Raw genomic sequence first — 20608 nt, forward strand, 5'->3', positions numbered from 1 at the left:
AGGTCCGGACGCCACCGGACAGGCAGCGGAGGGGCGGACGCACCGCGACACAGTCAGTTGGCGCGCGGTGGAGACAACGTTGTCATCGATCGCAGCAATAAACTGTGAGCCAGTGCGCTATTTGCGTCAGCTATGTGACCGGTGATGAACCGGTCACATAGCAGCGCCTGGCTGTGTCTCAGGCGCGGGGAATGGCGCGCCCTGCCTCGGGTGCGCGCTCGGATTTCACCGCCCGGGGAATGACGCTGTCGGTCCAGTACGCTTCGATCTCAGCGCGGATTGCCGCCAGATGCCCTTCAAACGGCTCGTCGGAGTGGACTGTGTCCACGATCGCCGTGCAGAAATCGTCCTCGACCGCAGCGCGTATCCGCGCTTGTGCTTCAGGCAGGCTTTCGCCTTCCTTTGGCGTTTCCAGTGCCTCGTCAATCTGTGCGATGTAGGTCGTAATGGCCGTTTCATGTAGTGCTTTGATCTTCTCTTGCCGCGGATTAAGGGCGTTTGTGTTCGTCGCTTGATAGCCAGCGAACGCGGTATCGAGCTCCTGCCGCACTTTTTCGGCCCGCGCAGACCCAGGCCACAGACCGTCCGGCCCAACGCGCAGGTTGGATAGGATCCGGGCGCTGTGATGGTGATGCAGCTCCTCAAGGGCAGCAGGCCCGTAGACGTCCTCACTGATCAGCCGGTCCATGGTCTTGTGGTAGGCATCCAGTGCCAAGGGAGTGCACCAGGCGATAAAATCCGCGGAGGGATCCACCGGCAGCACGTTCGCAGACAGGGTGGACTCGGTCGACGCCGAGGATGCTTCACGGGGCGGTGGCGGGATGTCTGAGACCTGGGGATCGCGCGGTGGCCCTGTGTCTGGCAACCTGCCTTCCTGTGCACCTGCAACCTGCAGCAGCTCGGGCGTGTTCCAGATGTGGTCGGCCAGGGCCAGGCGCATCCCATGGTTGGATCCGGCTACGTCGCTGGCCTTCAGCGCTCGTGATATGCAGCTGAAGAAGCAGTCGCCATCATCCGCCACCTGCTCGATGGCCTGTTCCTGGTCACGCCGGATCAGGCTGAAGTGACGTTCGTGCCGCAGCAGGACGATTTCGTCTTCGGCCGGCGCGGGCAACTCGGCGCCGCCGTTGCGGTGGCACAGCTCAGGCTCGCCCGGGCGGTACAGGTGGATGGCATCGTGGTCTGAATCCACGATGCGCAGCGCGCGCCCAGCGGGCCAGCTCGGCACATTGACGATCAACGGCAGCAGATCCCCGATGCCCTCGTTCCACACGCCCGATTGCTCAAGCAGGTGCAGCGTCAGGCCCGCTGCCAGGCAGGACTGGTCGCTCTCGCTGAGCACTTGCCCCTGCAGCGTGCCGGCCCATGCTTCATCCCGCAATGCCCTCAATACATCGCTGGATGTGTCGGTCAGTGTGAGCTTCAACTGGTCCAGCAGATGCTGGAACCGCGCTTGTGCCGACACCGGTACCGTCGACGGCAGCATCTGCGGTAGCGTCGGGAGGAGACCATGCGCGTGACGGTGCGGCACCGTGTTGCCGACGCCCTTGAGCGGCAGGCTCTGCGGTCGGCGCGGCGGATCCACCCAGTTAACCCGCTTGCTGGCGGCTCGTGTGGCGTGCCCGATTGGGGAAAGAGAGGCGGCAGTGGCAGGCATGAGAGTTCCAGCAGGGATGGAGGGCAAGGGTGGGATGCGGGCGTGGGCGCTCAGCTGCGGCCGCGCAGACCGTCAAGGGCGCGCTTGATCGCGTACAGATGCAGTTCCGCCCTCTGCGGCCGGGTGGGATGGAGGCGGGCCGGGCAGGCGTCGATCGCCCGATCAGAGCGTGCGGCTGACCGCTCTGGAAGCGTAGGGAACGTCATGGAAACCGCTCTGCCACTGCTGGCGGATATGGGCAATGCGTTTCAAGGCAGCCTCGCCTGCGCCCGCTGTGGGCCGTGAAGGTGATGGCAGCGGTGCCGTGGGCGGGGCGGCCTCCTGCTTGGGCGGGACGGGTGCGGCAACGGCTGCGGCAGCCGCAACCGCAACCGCAACCACGCTGCGACTGAAGTTGGCGGCCGGCGGCGGTGCGGCGGTCGTGCGTGCAGCGCGCGACGCGTTGGAGAGCGATGCCAGTGCGGCAGCAGCACTGAACCGTCCATTGCGCAACGCCAGTCCGGTGAAGGCGCAGCGCGTTGCGCTCACGCTGGCGGGCGGGCGCATCGATGCACCTGCCAGCGCACGGGTCGCGGCACGGGGTGCCACGGTAAAAACGGGTTTCGGCAAGCGGTCTGCCGCGCCGGACAGGCGGTTCATCACGGCCTGCGTAAGCGGTTGGTAGCCCGATCTGCCGGTGGCGGCATTTCGTACCTGGGAAGGCGTCAGGTGGGTCGACCGCTGCACGGTCTGCGCGGCGAGTGAAACGGCGCGTGCGGTGAAGGACGGGGAGGGATGGATCAGCATCGAGATGTCTCACGGGAAGGATGAGGGGGTGCAGCGTGCCTGCTGCGTCTGACGGCGGCCGCCATAAATGGCGCAGCCGTCCTATCCGCGCAGGCGATCCAGTGCGCGCTTGATACCGAACAGATGGAACTCACTGCGTTGCGGCAACGTCGGATACTTATGCGGGGGATGGGGAATCATCTCGGACGGCTTGGGGATGAGGCCGCGCAGAAGATCCTCCAGGCGTGCGGGATCGGGCGACCTGCTGCGATGGAGGGCCATCGTCTGCAGCAATACCGCCGACGGTTGCGGCATCGACACCGTTGGCCGTTGCTGGCTGGGCGGCGAGGCCGCCGTCAGTTGCTCCGCCTCGCGCCCGTGCCAGAGCTTGCGCACGGCGCGCACCCTGTCCGCCGCCTCCAGCGCCTCGGTGCTGCTTTGACGCGCTGCACCGTTGTCCTTCGCGTTCAGCCCCTGCTGCGCGGGATGCTGGCCTGTGTCGCGCAGCATCCAGTCGGCACGTACCGCCCGGATGCGTTCCCATACCTGCTGGCAGGCAGCCGCGTTGTGCGGGGCCGCCTTCGAGGGAGCTGGCGCCTGCGCTGCCGCGTGGGGAGGGTGCTGCATATGCGGTACCACCGGCATCGCGATCAACGCCGCAGGGGTCGGTCGGCCGGGAGCGGCCATCTGCGCCAGACCCATCCGCAGCGGGGGCAGCACGGTCAGCGTGCCCGTCAGGGTGCCGTGGGGACGGGCCAGCGCTTCGGCGGGGAAGGGACGAGCGCCGTTGACGACACGGGCGGGCAGCAGCGGTGACGTGAGCTGGGGGACGAGGCGTTTCTGCTGGGCGGCAACGACGACGGAGGCGAGGTTGGCCAGTGAGAGGGCAGGCGCACTGACGTGGTTGGGTGGCATGGAGACGGCCTGGGACAAAAGACAGGCCGCAGGGTCGCCGGGTCTGCGACGGGCGACCGCCAGTTTTCGCGCATACCTTGCGAGTCCGGGCCGGCGGCCCGCTTCCGGTACACTATCGGGCCCGTTTCCAACCACGGTTCCCCGGACATGATGGTCCTCGAGGGCGCGCCTGCCCTGTCGGCGTTCCGCCGCGAACGTCTCGAATCCCGCCTGCAGTCCATTGCCGCCGATCTGCGCATCAGCGGTGCCTGGCATGTGTATTTCGTGCAGCCCGAAGGCCAGCAGCAGGCCGATGCCGCCACCCTGCGGCGGATCCTGGAGGCTGGCGACCACGCTGAGCCCTTGGCCGCCGGTGCGACGCAGCGCTTCGTGGTGCCGCGCCTGGGCACGCTGTCGCCGTGGTCGAGCAAGGCGACCGAACTGGTGCGCGGAGCGGGCCAGCCGGTCAGCCGGGTCGAACGTGGCCTGCGCCTGGACCTGCTGGGCTGGCCTGCCGACCCGCAGGTCCAGCAGGCGCTGGTAAAGGCGCTGCACGATCCCATGACCCAGTCGGTGCTTGAGACCGTCGAGCAGGGGCAGGCGTTGTTCAACGCGCTGCCGCGTGGCGAGCTGGAGCGGATCGCGCTGGAGGATCTGGACGGTGCCAACCAGCGCCTCGGCCTGGCGATGGCGCAGGACGAAATCGACTATCTGCGGGAGCGCTTCGCCCAGCTGGGACGCAAGCCCTCGGACGTGGAACTGATGATGTTCGCGCAGGCGAACTCCGAGCATTGTCGGCACAAGATCTTCAATGCCAGCTGGACCATCGATGGGCAGGACCAGGACCGGTCGTTGTTCAAGATGATCAAGAACACCCACCAGCAGACCCCGCAGCACACGCTCAGCGCCTACAGCGACAATGCGGCGGTGATCGAAGGGCACCCGGCGGCACGCTATCGCCCGGACCCGTCCACGGGCGAGTACCGCAGCGAAGCGGTGCTGCCGAGTGCGTTCCAGATCAAGGTGGAAACCCACAACCATCCCACCGCCATCGCGCCGTTCCCCGGTGCGGCAACCGGTGCCGGCGGCGAGATCCGCGACGAGGGGGCGACGGGACGCGGTGGCAAGCCCAAGGCAGGCCTCACCGGTTTCTCGGTCTCGCACCTGCGCATCCCGACGCTGCCGCAGCCCTGGGAAGCGCCGCGCGCGCTGAATCCGCGCATGTCGCCGGCACTGGACATCATGCTGGACGGCCCACTGGGCGGTGCGGCCTTCAACAACGAATTCGGCCGTCCGAACCTGCTGGGCTACTTCCGCAGCTTCGAGCTTCCCGAAGGCGGCGCGCTGACCCGCGCTTATGACAAGCCGATCATGCTGGCCGGTGGGCTCGGTGCCATCGACCGCGTACAGGTGGACAAGCTGCCGCTGCAGGCCGGTGACGTGGTGATCGTGCTCGGCGGCCCGGCGATGCTGATCGGCCTGGGCGGTGGTGCCGCTTCGTCGGTGGCATCGGGCGAAAGCGCGGAAGACCTGGATTTCGCCAGCGTGCAGCGCGAGAACCCGGAGATGGAGCGCCGTTGCCAGGAAGTGATCGACCGCTGCGTCGGCATGGGGCTCGACAACCCGATCAAGTTCTTCCACGACGTCGGTGCGGGCGGCCTGTCCAACGCGATTCCGGAGCTGCTGCACGATTCCGGCGTGGGCGGGGTGATCGACCTCGGCAAAGTGCCGACCGATGACCCGTCGCTGTCGCCGATGCAGTTGTGGTGCAACGAGTCGCAGGAGCGTTACGTGCTGGGTGTCGCACCGGAACGTCTGGATGCGTTCGCCGCGCTGTGTGCGCGTGAGCGCTGCCCGTTCGCTGCGGTGGGCATTGCGACGACGGAAGAACACCTGGTGGTGGCGTACGGCGCCGTGCCGGGCCGCATTCCGGCCGATTCCCCGATCGACCTGCCGATGGACGTGCTGTTCGGCAAGCCGCCGAAGATGCACCGTGACGCGAGCCACCCGCCTGCACCGCGCTGGCCCGCGCTGAAGACCGGCGGGTTGGACCTGCACGCAGCTGGCCTTCGCGTACTGGCACACCCGACCGTCGCCTCGAAGAACTTCCTGATCACCATCGGTGACCGCAGCGTCGGTGGCCTCACCGCGCGCGAGCAGATGATCGGCCCATGGCAGGTGCCGGTTGCGGACGTGGCCATCACCCTGGGCGATTTCGACGGTGTGGTCGGCGAGGCGATGTCGCTGGGCGAGCGCACGCCGCTGGCCCTGCTTGATGCGGCCGCTTCGGCGCGCATGGCGGTCGGCGAGGCGATCACCAACCTGTGCGCTGCGCCGGTGGATGCGCTGGACGAAGTGAAGCTGTCGGCGAACTGGATGGCGGCTGCCGGCCACGCCGGTGAAGACGCCCTGCTGTACGACGCGGTCAAGGCCGTGGGCATGGAACTGTGCCCGCAGCTGGATATCAGCATCCCGGTGGGCAAGGATTCGCTGTCGATGCAGGCGCAGTGGCACGATGGCGGCCAGGCACACAAGAGCGTATCGCCGGTGTCGCTGGTGATCACCGCGTTTGCCCCGGTGGCCGACGTGCGCCAGCAGCTCACTCCGCTGCTGCAGCGCGACGTGGACAGCGAGCTGTGGTTGATCGGCCTGGGGGCCGGTAAGCAGCGCATGGGCGGTTCGATCCTGGCCCAGGTGCATGCCGACCACAGTGGCCTGCCTGCCTTCGGTGGCACGGCGCCGGATCTGGATGACCCGCAGCGCCTGCGCGCGTTCTTCGAACTGATCCGCGATGCACGCCAGGCCGGCGTGCTGCTGGCGTACCACGATCGCAGCGATGGCGGCGCATTTGCCGCTTTGTGCGAGATGGCGTTCGCTTCGCGCCTGGGGCTGGACATCCTGCTCGATGCCTGGGGCGATGATCCGTTCCGCAGCCTGTTCAACGAAGAGCTGGGCGCGGTGGTGCAGGTGGCACGCGAGGACCGCGCCGCCTTCGCTGACCTGGTCGAGCGCCATGCGCTGACCGAATGCGCGCAGCGCATCGCCCGCCCGACCACGGCACCGGTGGTGCGGGTGACCCTGCACGGTGAAAGCCTGGTCGAGTGGCGCTGGGAAGCGCTGTTCGATGCCTGGTGGTCGGTGACCCATGCCATGCAGAAGCTGCGCGACAACCCGGAAAACGCCGATCAGGAACATCAGGTGGCGCGGGCCTTCAGCGCCCCCGGCCTGAAGCCGAAACTGTCGTTCGACCTCAACGAAGATATCGGTGCCCCGTACGTGCAGACCGGTGCCCGGCCGACCGTGGCGATCCTGCGCGAGCAGGGCGTCAACGGCCAGATTGAAATGGCGAACGCGTTCGAACGGGCCGGTTTCCGCGCGTTCGATGTGCACATGAGCGACCTGATCGAGGGTCGGGTCGCGCTGCAGGACTTCCGCGGGCTGGTGGCATGCGGTGGCTTCAGTTATGGCGACGTACTGGGTGCGGGTCGTGGCTGGGCGACCTCGATCCTGGAGCGTGATGCGCTGCGCGATGCGTTCGCCGCCTTCTTCGCGCGCGAGGACAGCTTCTCGCTGGGTGTGTGCAATGGCTGCCAGATGATCAGCCAGCTGAAGGCGATCATCCCCGGTGCCGAGCACTGGCCGCAGTTCCGTCGCAATGCCAGCGAGCAGTTCGAGGCACGGACGTCGCTGCTGGAGGTCGTGGAGTCGCCGTCCATCCTGCTGCGCGACATGGCCGGTTCACGCCTGCCGGTGGCGGTGGCGCATGGCGAAGGACGCGCGGTGTTCGACAATGCCGTGGATCAGGCGGCGGCGCGGGTGGCGCTGCGGTTCATCGACGGCGATGGCAAGGTGGCCAGCCAGTATCCGCTCAATCCCAACGGCTCGCCGGACGGCATGACCGGGCTGACGACCACCGACGGCCGGGTCACGATCATGATGCCGCACCCGGAGCGCACCGCGCGCGCACTCAACCTGAGCTGGGCTCCGCCCGAGTGGCAGGGGGACTCGCCGTGGATGCGGATGTTCCGCAACGCACGCGCATGGTGCGGATGAACGCAGTTCAGTGATGCGTAGCGCCAATCCGCTCCCGTATTGAGAACCCGCCGGGCAACCGGCGGGTTTTTTCTTGCCCGACTCAAATCGAAGACGATGCCCGCCGATGTGTGGGTGAATACGCGTCGACCACGTGCGTTACATGGTCGTTACAGCCTGACGCAATCGACTCATGAATGGCCGTATTCGAGACGGGCATCACGTCGTTTTCTTTTTCTGCGTCAAGCTATTGACGTCAGGAAACGTTCACGTTAAACCTCTATCTCGTTCTGGAAACATTCAGTCAACCTCTTCCGTCGGTCCGTAGGCAGCGCACCACGTTCTACTGCCAGCGGCCCGGCAACTGCAGTAAATCACGCGAATCAAGCGCCCTCAGGGGACGTTGGGTCATTGCACCCGGCGCTGGCGTTGCTTTGCCCGAAAACCAGTCCAACCAGGAGTCGTACTCAGATGAATCGGATTTATCGCAAGGTCTGGAACAAAGCACTCGGACAGCTGGTCGTGGCCTCTGAACTGGCCTCGTCCGATCAGCCCGGCAACGTCATCGACAAGCGCCGCCGAGGCACTGGACCGGTCCTGGTTGGGGCATCACTGGCCATGGCCTTGGGATGGGGCGCGCTCACACCGCAAGCCCATGCCCAGTCACTGGCTGTAGGCGGTACCGAAGAGTGCAGGCTGGAGGACGGAACGCTGGCGCAATGCGTGGTGACCGGCAGCGCTGTTGTTTCCGGTCCGAATGCGGTGGCCGTGGGTGACAACAGCGCAGCCAACGGCCTCTACGCCGTGGCCATCGGCGCCGACACCGTCGCCAGCAAATCACTCTCCTCCGCTTTCGGTGGGGGCGCGCAGGCCACATCCACCAGCAGCACCGCACTCGGCGCGGGTAGCGTCGCATCGGCCAGCAACAGCGTGGCGCTGGGCGCGGATTCGACCGCGATCCGGGCAGACAGCGTGTCGGTCGGCAGCGTCGGCAGCGAGCGCCAGATCACCAACGTCAAGGCCGGAGAGACAGATACCGATGCGGTGAATGTCGCCCAGCTCGACGCGGTCGCTGACATCGCCGAAAACACCGCGAACTATTTCCAGGCCAGCGGCACCGGCACTGCCACCGCATCGGGTGCGTCGGCTACGGCCGCGGGCGCCGGCAGCGTGGCCTCCGGCAACAACGCCGTGGCGCTGGGTGATGCCGCCTTGGCCACTGCCGAAGGCTCAGTAGCCGTCGGCGGTACCCTGGACGGTCAGTACGCGACCGAAGCAGCAGGCCGTTATTCCACTGCCGTCGGCAGTGGCTCGTTTTCCGTGGGTAGCGGAAGCACGGCGCTGGGCGCCGGTGCAGTGGCCGAAAGCGCGGGCAGCGTGGCGCTGGGCGCAGGCTCGTATGCCGACCGCGTGGACAGCGTGTCCGTTGGCTCGGCCGGGCTGGAACGCCAGGTCACCAACGTGGCGGCCGGTACCGAAGGCACCGATGCGGTGAACCTGGACCAGCTGGACGAGGTGGCTGCGGTCGCCGACACCACGGCCAAATATTTCCAGGCCACCGGCAGCGCGGACAGCGATGCCGGTGCGTTGGCCGCAGGCGCCAATGCGACCGCCATCGGTGAGGCATCCAACGCGTTGGCCGATGGCAGTACGGCGCTCGGCAGTGGCGCTACAGCGGTAGCCAGCAATGCAACCGCTGTCGGCTTCAATGCACTGGCCAGTGGCCAGAACAGCGCGGCCTTCGGCAACAACGCGCAGGCCAGTGGCCCGGGCAGCGTGGCAGTAGGCGGTGTGGCCGTGGATGAAGACGGCAACCCGCTGATCACCAATGGCGGGGTGCCGGTGGATACCGGCGCGACCAGTGCCAGCGTAGGTGGCACGGCCGTCGGTGCCAGCGCCGAAGCCAGTGGATTCGCTGCCTCGTCGTATGGTCTCGGGGCGTATGCCGGCGGCGCACAGTCGTCCGCCTTCGGTGCGGTGTCCAATGCCATCGGGGATTACTCCACGGCCATCGGCACCCAGTCGGTCGCCACCGGCACCAGCAGCACCGCCATCGGCGGACCTGCCGACCTGATTCCGGGCCTGGGAATCTTCGTGCAGACCCAGGCCAGCGGCGAATCGGCCACGGCCGTCGGCGCCGGCGCCATCGCCAGCGGTGATCTCAGCCTGGCCAGCGGCACGCTGACGGAAGCGTCCGGCGAGCAGGCTACTGCAGTGGGTTATTTCGCGTATGCACCGGGGGACCGCGCCAGCGCGCTTGGCGCGCAGAGCTGGGCCAGTGGTGAAGACAGCACCGCCGTCGGTTTCTACAGCACCGCACGGGGCGCCAACAGCGTGGCCCTGGGCGCCAATTCCGAAGCCGTGCGGGCCAACTCGGTCGCCGTCGGCAGCGTCGGCAACGAGCGCCAGATCACCGATGTCGCGGCAGGTACCGAGGGCACCGATGCGGTGAACCTGGACCAGCTGGACGCGGTTGCCAGCGTGGCTGACACCACGGCGAAGTACTTCCAGGCCACCGGCAGCGCGGACAGCGACGCCGGTGCACTTGCCGCCGGCGCCAATGCAACGGCCATCGGTGAGGCGTCCAACGCGCTGGCCGATGGCAGCACGGCCCTTGGCAGCGGCGCTACGGCGGTCGCCAGCAACGCCACTGCCGTCGGCTTCAATGCACTGGCCAGCGGCCAGAACAGTGCCGCCTTCGGCAACAACGCCCAGGCCAGTGGCCCCGGCAGCGTGGCAGTGGGCGGGGCGGCGGTGGACGAAGACGGCAACCCCTTGATCACTAACGGTGGCGTCCCAGTTGATACCGGCGCCACCAGCGCCAGCGTGGGTGGTACCGCGGTCGGTGCCAGCGCCGATGCGAGCGGTTTTGCGGCGTCCTCGTTCGGCCTGGGCGCGTATGCCAGCGGCGCGCAGGCGTCCGCCTTCGGCGCGGTGGCCAACGCCACCGGTGACTACTCGACGGCGGTGGGTACCAACAGTGCCTCCACCGGTGACAACTCGGTGGCGCTGGGCGCGGACTCGGTGGCCAGCGGTGGCTACAGCACGGCGACCGGCCAGGCCAGCATCGCCAGCGGCACCAACAGCGTCGCGGTAGGTGGCGCGCTGTTCGGCATCCTGGCCACTGAAGCATCAGGCAACTATTCCACCGCCGTCGGCGGTGGTGCATGGTCGCCCGGGGTGAACAGCACCGCGCTGGGCAATGCAGCCACCTCGCAGGGCGCCAACAGCGTGGCGCTGGGTGCGGATTCGATCGCCGACCGCGACGACAGCGTGTCGGTTGGCAGTGCCGATGCGCAGCGCCAGATCACCAACGTGGCGGCCGGCACCGAAGGCACCGATGCGGTGAACCTGGACCAGCTGAACACCGTCGCGGCGGGTGCGGAAAACACCAGCAAGTATTTCCAGGCGCAGCCGGAAACCGGCACCGACACCGGTGCGTGGGCCGAAGGCGAAGGCGCTGTTGCGGTCGGATCCGCCAGCAATGCGATCGGTGACGGCGCGGTAGCGCAGGGCGCAGGTGCGTCCGCAGTCGGCAACGACAGCGTTGCGCTGGGGCGCAATACCAGTGCCGGCGGGGAAGGGGCCGTGGCCATCGGTGGCCTCGGCCAAGCGTATGACCAGTACAACTCGCCGCTCACCAACCCGGACGGCACCGCCGTGCTGGCCGGCACCAGTGCCAGCGCGGGATCGACGGCGGTAGGCAACGCGGCACAGGCCACCGGGCTGGTCAGCAATGCGTTCGGCTCGGGCGCGCAGGCGACCGGTGACAACAGTTTTGCGGGCGGCAACAAGGCGCGTGCGGTCGGCAGCTACAGCGTGGCGCTGGGTGACAGTGCCTGGGCCAGCAGCGACGAAACCACGGCCGTAGGCGGCTACAGCTTCGCCACCGCAAACGGCGCCACCGCGTTCGGTTCCAGCGCATGGGCGACGGCCACCAATGCATCGGCCTTCGGTCTGGCGTCGTGGGCCAGCGGCAGTGGCTCCACGTCCATCGGCTACAACAGCTGGGCCGATGGCCTCAGCTCCACCGCGGTGGGTCGCGGGGCCTTCGGTTATGGCGATTACAGCATCGCGATGGGTTTCCAGGCTCTGGGCAACACCGTCAACAGCATTTCCATCGGCACCAATTCCGAGGCTTTGGGCGAAAGCGCCATCGCCCTGGGGGCGGGCAGCAGTGCGGCCGGTGACAACAGTGTCGCGCTGGGTGCCGGTTCGGTGGCAGCGCGTGATCGCAGCGTCGCCATCGGCAGCGCCGGCAACGAACGCCAGCTCACGAACGTAGCGGCAGGTACCGAAGGCACCGACGCGGTGAACCTGGACCAGCTGGATGCGGTCGCGGCCGCAGGCGAGGCCACCAGCAAGTACTTCCAGGCCACCGGCAGCGCAGACAGCGACGCCGGCGCACTGGCGTCCGGTGCCAACGCAACGGCCATCGGCGAGGCGTCCAACGCACTGGCAGACGGTGCGTCGGCACTCGGCAGCGGCGCAACCGCTGCAGGCCAGAACGCGACAGCGGTCGGCTTCAACGCGCTGGCAGCCGGGCAGAACAGTGCCGCCTTCGGCAACAACGCACAGGCCACCGGTCCGGGCAGCGTCGCGGTCGGCGGCGTGGCGGTCGATGAAGACGGCAATCCGTTGATCACCAACGGCGGTGTACCGGTTGATACCGGCGCCACCAGCGCCGGGCTCGGTGGCACCGCCGTCGGTGCCAGCGCCGTCGCCAGCGGCTTCGGTGCGGCGTCCTACGGCTTGGGGGCTTATGCCTCCGGCGCACAGTCCGCGGCCTTCGGTGCGGTATCCAACGCCATCGGCGATTACTCCACCGCTATCGGCACGCAGACGGTCGCGACCGGCACCAGCAGCACCGCGATCGGTGGCCCGGTCGATCTGCTGCCCGGCTTGGGCTTGTTCATCTCCACCGAAGCCAGCGGCGAAGCCGCCACGGCTGTAGGTGCAGGTGCGCAGGCCAGTGGTGACAATTCCACGGCGGCGGGCACCCTGGCCTTTGCCACCGGTGACCAGAGCACGGCGATCGGCTACTTCTCCAGCGCATCGGCGATCAACTCGGTCGCGTTGGGTGCCGACTCGGTGGCCAGCCGTGACAACACCGTATCGGTGGGCAGCGCCGGCAACGAGCGACAGGTGACCAACGTGGCCGCCGGTACGCAGGGCACCGATGCGGTGAATCTGGACCAGCTCAATGCCGTGGCCTCGGTGGGTGAAGCCACCAGCAAGTACTTCCAGGCCAGCGGCAGCGACGACAGCGATGCCGGCGCACTGGTAAGCGGCGACAACGCACTTGCCGCCGGTGAGGCCAGCAACGCGATCGGCGATGGCGCCATCGCGTTGGGCAGCGGTGCGACCTCCAACGGGCCCAACGCGGCAGCCGTCGGCTTCAATGCGCTGGCAGAAGGTGAGAACGCGCTCGCCAGCGGCTTCAATGCGCAGGCCCTTGCGGCCAACGCCAGCGCCAGCGGTGCCAACGCGGTCGCATCGGCCGAGTACGCCACTGCAAGCGGCGCTGAAAGCCTGGCCTCGGGTGAACAGAGCGCCGCCTACGGTGCCGCCAGCGTCGCCAGCGGCGACGGCAGCACAGCCGCTGGCGTGCTCTCTGAAGCCAGCGGCGAAGAAGCGGTTGCGGTGGGTTACTTCACCACGGCTGATGGCAGCGGTGCGACGGCGGTGGGCTCCGAAGCGGTGGCCATCGGCACCACGGCCGCCAGCTTCGGCTTCGCAGCAGAAGCCACGGCGGGTTACACCACGGCGGTGGGCGGCTACGCGCAGGCCACGGCGTTCAACGCCACGGCACTGGGCAGCTTCGCCAACGCGTCCGGTTCCAACTCGGTCGCCCTGGGTGGCGATTCGGTGGCCAGCGGTGCCTACAGCACGGCCGCCGGCCAGGCCAGCATCGCCAGCGGTACCAACAGCGTGGCCGTCGGTGGCGCATTGGGTGGATTGTTCGCCACCGAGGCATCCGGCAACTACTCCACCGCCGTCGGTGGTGGTGCCTGGTCGCCGGGCGTCAACAGTACGGCGCTGGGCAATGCAGCGGAATCGCGAGGCCTGAACAGCGTGGCGCTGGGTGCGGACTCCATCGCCGACCGCGACGACAGCGTGTCGGTCGGCTCCAGCGGCGCGACGCGGCAGATCACCAACGTGGCGGCAGGCAGTGAAGCCACCGATGCGGTGAATCTGGCGCAGCTGCAGGCCGTCGCCGACGCCAGCGGGACCGGCAGCAAGTACTTCGCCGTCAGCGGCAGCGAAGACAGCGACGCCGGTGCCCTGGTGACAGGTGACAACGCACTGGCGGCAGGTGAAGCCGCCAATGCATTGGGTGACGGTACCGTTGCCCTGGGCAGCGGCGCCACGGCGGCCGGCAACAATGCAACGGCGGTCGGCTTCAACGCACTGGCAAACGGCGAAAACGCAACGGCCAGCGGCTTCAATGCGCAGGCGGTGGGCGCCAATGCCAGCGCCAGCGGCGGCAACGCGCTGGCGTCGGCGGAGTACGCGACCGCCAACGGCGCGGGGAGCGTGGCGTCAGGAGAAGTCAGTGCCGCCTTCGGTGCGGGCAGCGTGGCCAGTGCCGACGGCAGCACGGCGACCGGCGCGTCCTCGGCCGCCTCCGGTGTGCAATCGGTGGCCGTGGGCTACGTCAGTACGGCGGCAGGCGATGCGGCGACCGCCGTGGGTTCGGAAAGCTCGGCCAGTGGCAGCGTTGCGGCCGCACTGGGCTTCCGTGCCGATGCCAGCGGTGACTTCAGCACGGCCATCGGTGGTCTATCGCAGGCCACGGCGTTCAACGCCACCGCGATCGGCAACTCGGCAGTCGCTTCCGGCTCGGCTTCGCTGGCTCTCGGTGGTGACGCACTCGCCAGCGGTGCGCGCAGTGTCGCCTTGGGTGCGGGATCCCAAGCGCTGGAAGCCAACGTGGTGTCGGTCGGTGGCGGTAACGGGACCAGTTCTCCGGCCACCCGCCGCATCGTCAACGTGACCGAAGGTCGACTGACCGCCGACAGCAGCGATGCCGTCACCGGTTCGCAGCTCAACCGCACCAACCAGCGCGTCGGCGCGGTGGAAACCAAGGTCGACGATATCGACAGCCGCATCGGCGGTATCCAGACCACCCAGGCCAATACGCTGGCCTACGACGATTCGCAGCACGGCAAGATCACCTTCAACGGTGAGCAGGGCACGGTGGTGGACAACGTCGCCGCGGGCAGCATCAGCGGTGACAGCCGCCAGGCCGTCAACGGGGGCCAGCTGTTCCAGTCGCTCAGCAACGCGGCCAGCATGCTCGGCGGCGGCGCCAGCGTGGGCCTGCAGGGTGTGTTCGTCGCGCCGAACTACGTCATCCAGGGCAACACCTACAACAACGTGGGTGACGCGCTGACTGCGCTGGACTCTCGGGTTTCTTCGATGGGCCAGAGCCTGGCATCGGGGGCGCCGATCAGTGCGTCGCCTGCACCGGCAGCCGGTGGAACCGGACCGGCAACGGCGGCGGGTGGTTCGCGTCCGGTGGCCGCACCGACGGCTGACGTCAGTGCGCAGGCCGTTGTCGGCCAGGGAGCCGTCGCCAGCGGCGCCGGGGCGACCGCGATCGGCCTGGGTGCGACGGCATCGGCCGACAACTCGGTCGCGCTGGGCCAGGGCTCGGTCGCGGATCGTGCGAACTCGGTGTCCGTCGGCAGCGTCGGCGGTGAGCGCCAGGTCACCAACGTGGCGGCCGGCACGCAGGCGACCGACGCGGTCAACAAAGGCCAGCTGGACAGCGGCGTAGCCTCGGCCAACAGCTACACCGACACCCGCTTCAAAACGGTCGCCGACAGCGTCGATGTGTTCAAGGGCGAAGTGGACGGCAAGCTGCGCAACATGGACCGCCGCATCGACCAGCAGGGCGCGATGAGCGCGGCGATGTTGAACATGGCAACCAGTGCCGCCGGCGTGCGCACCCAGAACCGCGTCGGCGTCGGCGTCGGCTTCCAGGGCGGCGAATCGGCCCTGTCGCTGGGCTACCAGCGTGCGGTCAGTGATCGCGCCACGGTGACGTTCGGCGGCGCGTTCAGCAGTGATGACAGTTCCGTAGGCGTCGGTGCTGGCTTCGGCTGGTAAGGACGCGGCAACAGAAACGGCGGCGGCCGCCGGTCGCCGCCCGCCAGTGAAGCCTGAGGGGGCGGGTCACGGCAACCCGGGCGTGGCCCGCCCGGGGTAGTCGCAAGGAAGTAAGGCCGCAGGTTTGGTACCACCAACGACCCAGAAGAGGATTTCGACGTGATCAAGAAGCACAACCTCCGCACCAACGTTCTCGCCGCTGCTGTGCTGTCCCTGACGGCGGGTGCGGGCATGGCACAGGCCGCCGACCTCAAGGTCAGCGCGCCCCTGCATTCCCCCGCCGCGCAGCAGCAGGCCGTGAACGGCATCATCGTGAAGTACAAGGCCGGCAGCGTCGCTGCGGGCAGCAGCGCAGCCAAGGTCGGCGTCGTCAACGGTGCGCTGTCGCGTGCCACGCTGTCCGGCAACAAGGCGACCGCCACCGCGCGCGCTGCTGCGTTCAGCCCACAGGTCGTGCGCAGGCTCGGCGTCGGCGCGGACCTGATCCGCCTGAAGACCCGCCTTGGCACTGCCGACCTGGACAAGGTGCTGGCTGAACTGCGCGCCGACCCGGCCGTGCAGTACGCCGTGCCCGATGCACGCATGTACGCCATCGATGCCGGTACGCCGGCACGCGCCCGCGCCGTGGTGCAGGCAGATGCAACGCCGTCCCTGGTGCCGAACGATCCGCTCTACGCGCAGTACCAGTGGCACCTGAGCAGCGCCACCGGCGGTGTCAACGCACCGGCGGCGTGGGATATCGCCGCAGGCGAAGGCGTGGTGGTAGCGGTGCTCGACACCGGCATCCTGCCGCAGCATCCCGACTTCGTCAGCGGTGCGCTGCTGCCGGGCTACGACTTCATCAGCGATGCGGAGACCTCGCGCCGTCCAACCGATGAGCGCGTACCGGGTGCACTGGACATGGGTGACTGGGTCGAGAACGACAACGAGTGCTATGCCGGCTCGCTGGCCGAAGACAGCTCGTGGCACGGTACGCACGTCGCGGGCACCATCGCCGAAGCCACCAACAACGGCGTCGGCATGGCCGGCGTGGCCCACAAGGCCAGCGTGCTGCCGGTGCGCGTGCTCGGCAAGTGTGGCGGCTACCTGTCCGACATCGCCGATGCGATCACCTGGGCGTCCGGTGGCACGGTCACCGGCGTGCCGGCCAACACCACCCCGGCCGACATCATCAACATGAGCCTGGGCGGCGGTTCGGCCTGCGACGCGGTATACCAGGACGCGATCAACGGCGCAGTGTCGCGCGGCACCATCGTGGTGGTCGCGGCGGGCAACTCGGCGTCCAACGCGGCCAACTTCCGCCCGGCCAGCTGCAACAACGTCATCGCCGTCGGCGCCAACCGGATCACCGGTGGCATTGCGTCCTACTCCAACTTCGGTCCGGTCGTCGATCTGTCCGGACCGGGCGGCGGCGGCGGTGTCGATGGCAATCCGGGTGGCTATGTGTGGCAGGCCGGTTACAACGGTGCCACCACGCCCACCTCCGGCACGCTCACCTACATGGGCATGGCCGGCACCTCGATGGCCTCGCCGCATGTCGCCGGTGTGGCGGCGCTGGTGCAGGGCGCACTGGCCGATGCCGACCGTGACCCGTTGACCCCGGCAGAGATGGAAACGCTGCTCAAGCAGACCGCGCGTGCGTTCCCGGTGACCATCCCGGCCGGCACGCCGATCGGCACCGGCATCGTCGATGCCAAGGCCGCGCTGGATGAGGCGCTGAAGGAGCCGTGCACCGAGAACTGCGCACCGCCTGCCACCCCGCTGACCAACAAGGTCGCCGTGGCCGGCATCAGCGGTGCCAGCGGCAGCGAGAAGCTGTACAGCTTCGTGGCGACAGCCGGCAAGCCGGTCAGCTTCGTCACCTACGGCGGCACTGGCAACATCTCGCTGCACGTGGGCGCGGACAACGGTACCTCCACCGTGGCGTGGACCGCCAAGTCCTCGCGCACCGGCAATGCGGAAACCGTACGCATCACGGCGCCGGTCGCCGGCACGTACTACGTGAAGGTGGTGGGTGACGCAGCGTTCTCCGGCGTGACCCTGCTTGCCACGCAGTAAGTTGCGTCTCTGACGTACCCGGCCCGCCAGTGAACCTGGCGGGCCTTTTTATTGATGCAGTCGTGCTTTTTTCCGATCTGAACGGTAGCAGCCGACGGCATGCTGCTACAGTCTGGACGATTGCACGTGAGGCTTTCTGTGAACGCGGTTGTCGACCCTGCCAACGTGAATACTGCTGAAGCGCCGTTGATCGATGCGCTGATCGCGCGCGGTCGGTTGAAGGAAGCCGATCTCGCCCGCGCGCGCACCCTGCATGCCGAATCGGGCGGCAGCCTGCTGTCGCTGCTGGTCCGCCTAGGCCTGGTGTCCGAACGGGACCAGGCGCAGACCACCGCCGACTTGCTCGGGATCGAACTGCTGGATGCACGGCAGATGCCGGATGCACCGCCGCCCTCGCTGGCCGATGCCCTGCCGGTGACGCTGCGCTTCCTGAAGCAGTTCCACGTCTGCCCGATTTCGCTGGACGAAAGCGGCCTGCTGCTGTGGCAGGCCGACGCCCACGATCCCTATCCGTGCCAGGCAATCTCGCTGGCGATGGGCGTGCCGGTGCATCCGCGTATCGGCCAGCGTGCCGAGATCGACGACCAGATCGAGCGCTGGTATGGGCAGGGTCGCAGCGCCATGGGGGCGATCGTGGAAACCGCAGATGGCGAGGGCGCCGCGGTCGATGACATCGAGCACCTGCGTGACCTTGCCTCTGAAGCACCGGTGATCCGTCTGGTGAACCTGGTGATCCAGCGTGCGGTGGAACTGCGTGCCTCGGACATCCACGTCGAGCCGTTCGAGACGCGGCTGAAGGTGCGCTATCGCGTGGATGGCGTGCTGATCGAAGGCGAGAGCCCTCCGTCCAACCTGACCGCTGCGGTGATCAGCCGCATCAAGATCATGGCGCGGCTCAACATCGCCGAACGTCGCCTGCCGCAGGATGGCCGCATCATGCTGCGAGTGCAGGGCAAAGAGCTGGACCTGCGCGTCAGCACCGTGCCGACCGCGCATGGCGAAAGCGTGGTCATGCGTCTGCTGGATCGTGAAACCGTCGTGTTCGATTTCCAACGGCTGGGCTTCACCGAGGAGTTCCTGCCGGCGTTCCGCAAGGTGCTGGAGCAACCGCACGGCATCCTGCTGGTGACCGGCCCCACCGGCTCGGGCAAGACCACCACGCTGTACACCGCGCTGAGCCAGCTCAACACCGCCGACGTGAAAATCATCACCGTCGAAGACCCGGTGGAGTATCAGATCGAAGGCATCAACCAGATCCAGGCCAAGCCGCAGATCGGCCTGGACTTCGCCAATGCGCTGCGCAGCATCGTGCGCCAGGATCCGGACATCATCATGATCGGCGAGATGCGCGACCTGGAAACCGCGCGCATCGCGATCCAGTCCGCGCTGACCGGCCACCTGGTGCTGTCCACGCTGCATACCAACAATGCCGCAGGTGGCATCACCCGTCTGCTCGACATGGGCGTGGAGGATTATCTGCTGACCTCCACCATCAACGGGATCCTGGCCCAGCGCCTGGTGCGCCGCCTGGAGCCGACCCATGCCGAGCGCTATGAAGCATCGCCGGAAGAGATCGAGCGCTTCGACCTGCGCCGTCTGCAGCCGCACGGCACGATCCACCTGTTCCGCCCGCGACCCTCGGTGATCGCGCCCACCGGTTACCTCGGGCGCACCACCATCGTCGAGTTCCTGGTGATGAACGACGAGCTGCGCCGCGCGGTGATGCGTCGCGAAGGCATGGGTGAGATCGAGCGCATCGCACGCAATGGCGGCATGCGCACGATGTACGAAGACGGTCTGCTGAAGGCGTTGGCCGGGCAGACGACGCTGGAAGAAGTCCTGCGTACCACCGAGGAAAGCTGAGCATGCCGCTGTACCGCTACAAGGCGCTGGATGCACAGGGCGACATGGTGGACGGCCAGATGGAGGCGGTCAGCCAGGCCGAGCTGGTCGTGCGCCTGCAGGAGCAGGGCCACCTGCCGATGGAAACCCGCTTGGCCAGTGAAGGCGGCATGGACGGTGGCCAGTTGCGCTCCCTGTTCAAGAGCCGGCCGATGCAGGGCGCTGCGCTGCTGCAGTTCACCCAGCAATTGTCGACGCTGCTGGGCGCGGGCCAACCGCTCGACCGCGCGCTGACCATCCTGCTCAGCCTGCCCGAAGACGAGCGCTCACGTCGGGTCATCAGCGAAATCCGCGACACCGTGCGGGGCGGTGCGTCGCTGTCCAGCGCACTGGAACGCCAGCACGGGTTGTTCTCGCGGCTGTACATCAACATGGTGCGCGCCGGTGAGGCCGGTGGCAGCCTGCACGACACGCTGCAGCGCCTGGCCGACTACCTGGAACGCAGCCGCGCGCTGCAGGGCAGGGTCGTCAACGCGCTGATCTATCCCGCCATCCTGCTGGTGGTGGTGGGCGGTGCGCTGCTCTTCCTGCTGGGCTACGTGGTGCCGCAGTTCGCGCAGATGTATGAAAGCCTGGACGTGGAGCTGCCATGGTTCACCCAACTGGTGCTGCAGGTGGGCCTGGTGGTGCGTGATGGCTGGATCTGGATCATCGTCATTCCCGCCGCGATCGCCTGGCTGCTGGAGCGCAAGGCACGGCAGCCGGCGTTCCGCCTCGCACTGGATGGCTGGCTGCTGCGACGCAAGGGTATCGGCGCACTGCTGGGCAAGCTCGAAACCGCCCGGCTGGCGCGCACGCTGGGCACCTTGCTGCGCAACGGGGTGCCGCTGCTGGCCGCACTGGGCATCGCGCGCAACGTGCTGGGCAACCGCGCGCTGGCTGCCGACATCGACATCGCCAGCGACGAAGTGAAGAGTGGCAACGGCCTGTCTGCGGCACTGGCACGCGGCAAGCGCTTTCCCCGTTTGGCCCTGCAGATGATCCAGGTCGGTGAGGAATCCGGCGCGCTGGATGCCATGCTGCTGAAGACGGCCGACACCTTCGAACAGGAAACCGCACGCAGCATCGACCGCCTGCTGTCGGCGATGGTGCCGGCGATCACCCTCTTACTGGCCTCGGTGGTGGGGCTTGTCATCATGGCCGTGCTGGTGCCGATGTATGACCTCACCAACGCGATTGGCTGAA

8 protein-coding genes are annotated in these 20608 nt (G+C 67.8%); 5 read left to right on the forward strand and 3 right to left on the reverse strand.

Features of this window, described 5'->3' with window-relative positions; translation table 11 throughout:
• Window positions 1–178 precede the first annotated feature (178 nt).
• The 3 genes from IFT65_RS08810 to IFT65_RS08820 all read right to left on the reverse strand — a co-directional run bounded on the left by IFT65_RS08810 (window position 179) and on the right by IFT65_RS08820 (window position 3337).
• On the reverse strand, window positions 179–1657 hold the full coding sequence (locus IFT65_RS08810; RefSeq protein WP_192081153.1) for a hypothetical protein: 1479 nt from the start codon (window positions 1655–1657) through the stop codon (window positions 179–181).
• Window positions 1658–1819: 162 nt separating this feature from the next.
• Window positions 1820–2443 (reverse strand): hypothetical protein, encoded by a 624-nt coding sequence (locus IFT65_RS08815; protein ID WP_192081154.1) that lies wholly within the window; start codon window positions 2441–2443, stop codon window positions 1820–1822.
• An 81-nt stretch (window positions 2444–2524) separates the two neighbouring features.
• Complete coding sequence (locus IFT65_RS08820) at window positions 2525–3337, reverse strand: hypothetical protein (protein WP_192081155.1); 813 nt, start codon at window positions 3335–3337, stop codon at window positions 2525–2527.
• Between the two features lie 147 nt (window positions 3338–3484).
• Between IFT65_RS08820 and purL the strand changes: the two genes are divergently transcribed.
• The 5 genes from purL to IFT65_RS08845 all read left to right on the forward strand — a co-directional run bounded on the left by purL (window position 3485) and on the right by IFT65_RS08845 (window position 20607).
• Window positions 3485–7369: a phosphoribosylformylglycinamidine synthase gene (gene purL, locus IFT65_RS08825; protein ID WP_192081156.1), complete on the forward strand. Its 3885-nt coding sequence runs from the start codon at window positions 3485–3487 to the stop codon at window positions 7367–7369.
• A 450-nt stretch (window positions 7370–7819) separates the two neighbouring features.
• Window positions 7820–15463, forward strand: a complete 7644-nt coding sequence (locus IFT65_RS08830; protein WP_192081157.1) for an ESPR-type extended signal peptide-containing protein — start codon at window positions 7820–7822, stop codon at window positions 15461–15463.
• 159 nt (window positions 15464–15622) lie between these two features.
• The gene (locus IFT65_RS08835) at window positions 15623–17521 is read left to right on the forward strand and encodes a S8 family serine peptidase (RefSeq protein WP_192081158.1); all 1899 of its coding nucleotides are present in this window, start codon (window positions 15623–15625) and stop codon (window positions 17519–17521) included.
• A gap of 138 nt (window positions 17522–17659) precedes the next feature.
• Window positions 17660–19384: a type II secretion system ATPase GspE gene (gspE, locus tag IFT65_RS08840; RefSeq protein ID WP_192081348.1), complete on the forward strand. Its 1725-nt coding sequence runs from the start codon at window positions 17660–17662 to the stop codon at window positions 19382–19384.
• Between the two features lie 2 nt (window positions 19385–19386).
• Entirely contained in the window at window positions 19387–20607 is a 1221-nt protein-coding gene (locus tag IFT65_RS08845) for a type II secretion system F family protein (RefSeq protein WP_192081159.1), read from the forward strand.
• Window position 20608 lies beyond the last annotated feature (1 nt).

This window comes from Stenotrophomonas sp. CFBP 13725, from assembly GCF_014841935.1.
Lineage (GTDB): Bacteria > Pseudomonadota > Gammaproteobacteria > Xanthomonadales > Xanthomonadaceae > Stenotrophomonas.

Bases quoted from the DNA above. Each gene is read 5' to 3' on its own strand.
- purL (WP_192081156.1), top strand. From the start codon at position 3,485: ATGATGGTCCTCGAGGGCGCGCCTGCCCTGTCGGCGTTCCGCCGCGAA.
- IFT65_RS08845 (WP_192081159.1), top strand. From the start codon at position 19,387: ATGCCGCTGTACCGCTACAAGGCGCTGGATGCACAGGGCGACATGGTG.
- IFT65_RS08820 (WP_192081155.1), bottom strand. From the start codon at position 3,337: ATGCCACCCAACCACGTCAGTGCGCCTGCCCTCTCACTGGCCAACCTC.
- IFT65_RS08810 (WP_192081153.1), bottom strand. From the start codon at position 1,657: ATGCCTGCCACTGCCGCCTCTCTTTCCCCAATCGGGCACGCCACACGA.
- IFT65_RS08830 (WP_192081157.1), top strand. From the start codon at position 7,820: ATGAATCGGATTTATCGCAAGGTCTGGAACAAAGCACTCGGACAGCTG.
- IFT65_RS08815 (WP_192081154.1), bottom strand. From the start codon at position 2,443: ATGCTGATCCATCCCTCCCCGTCCTTCACCGCACGCGCCGTTTCACTC.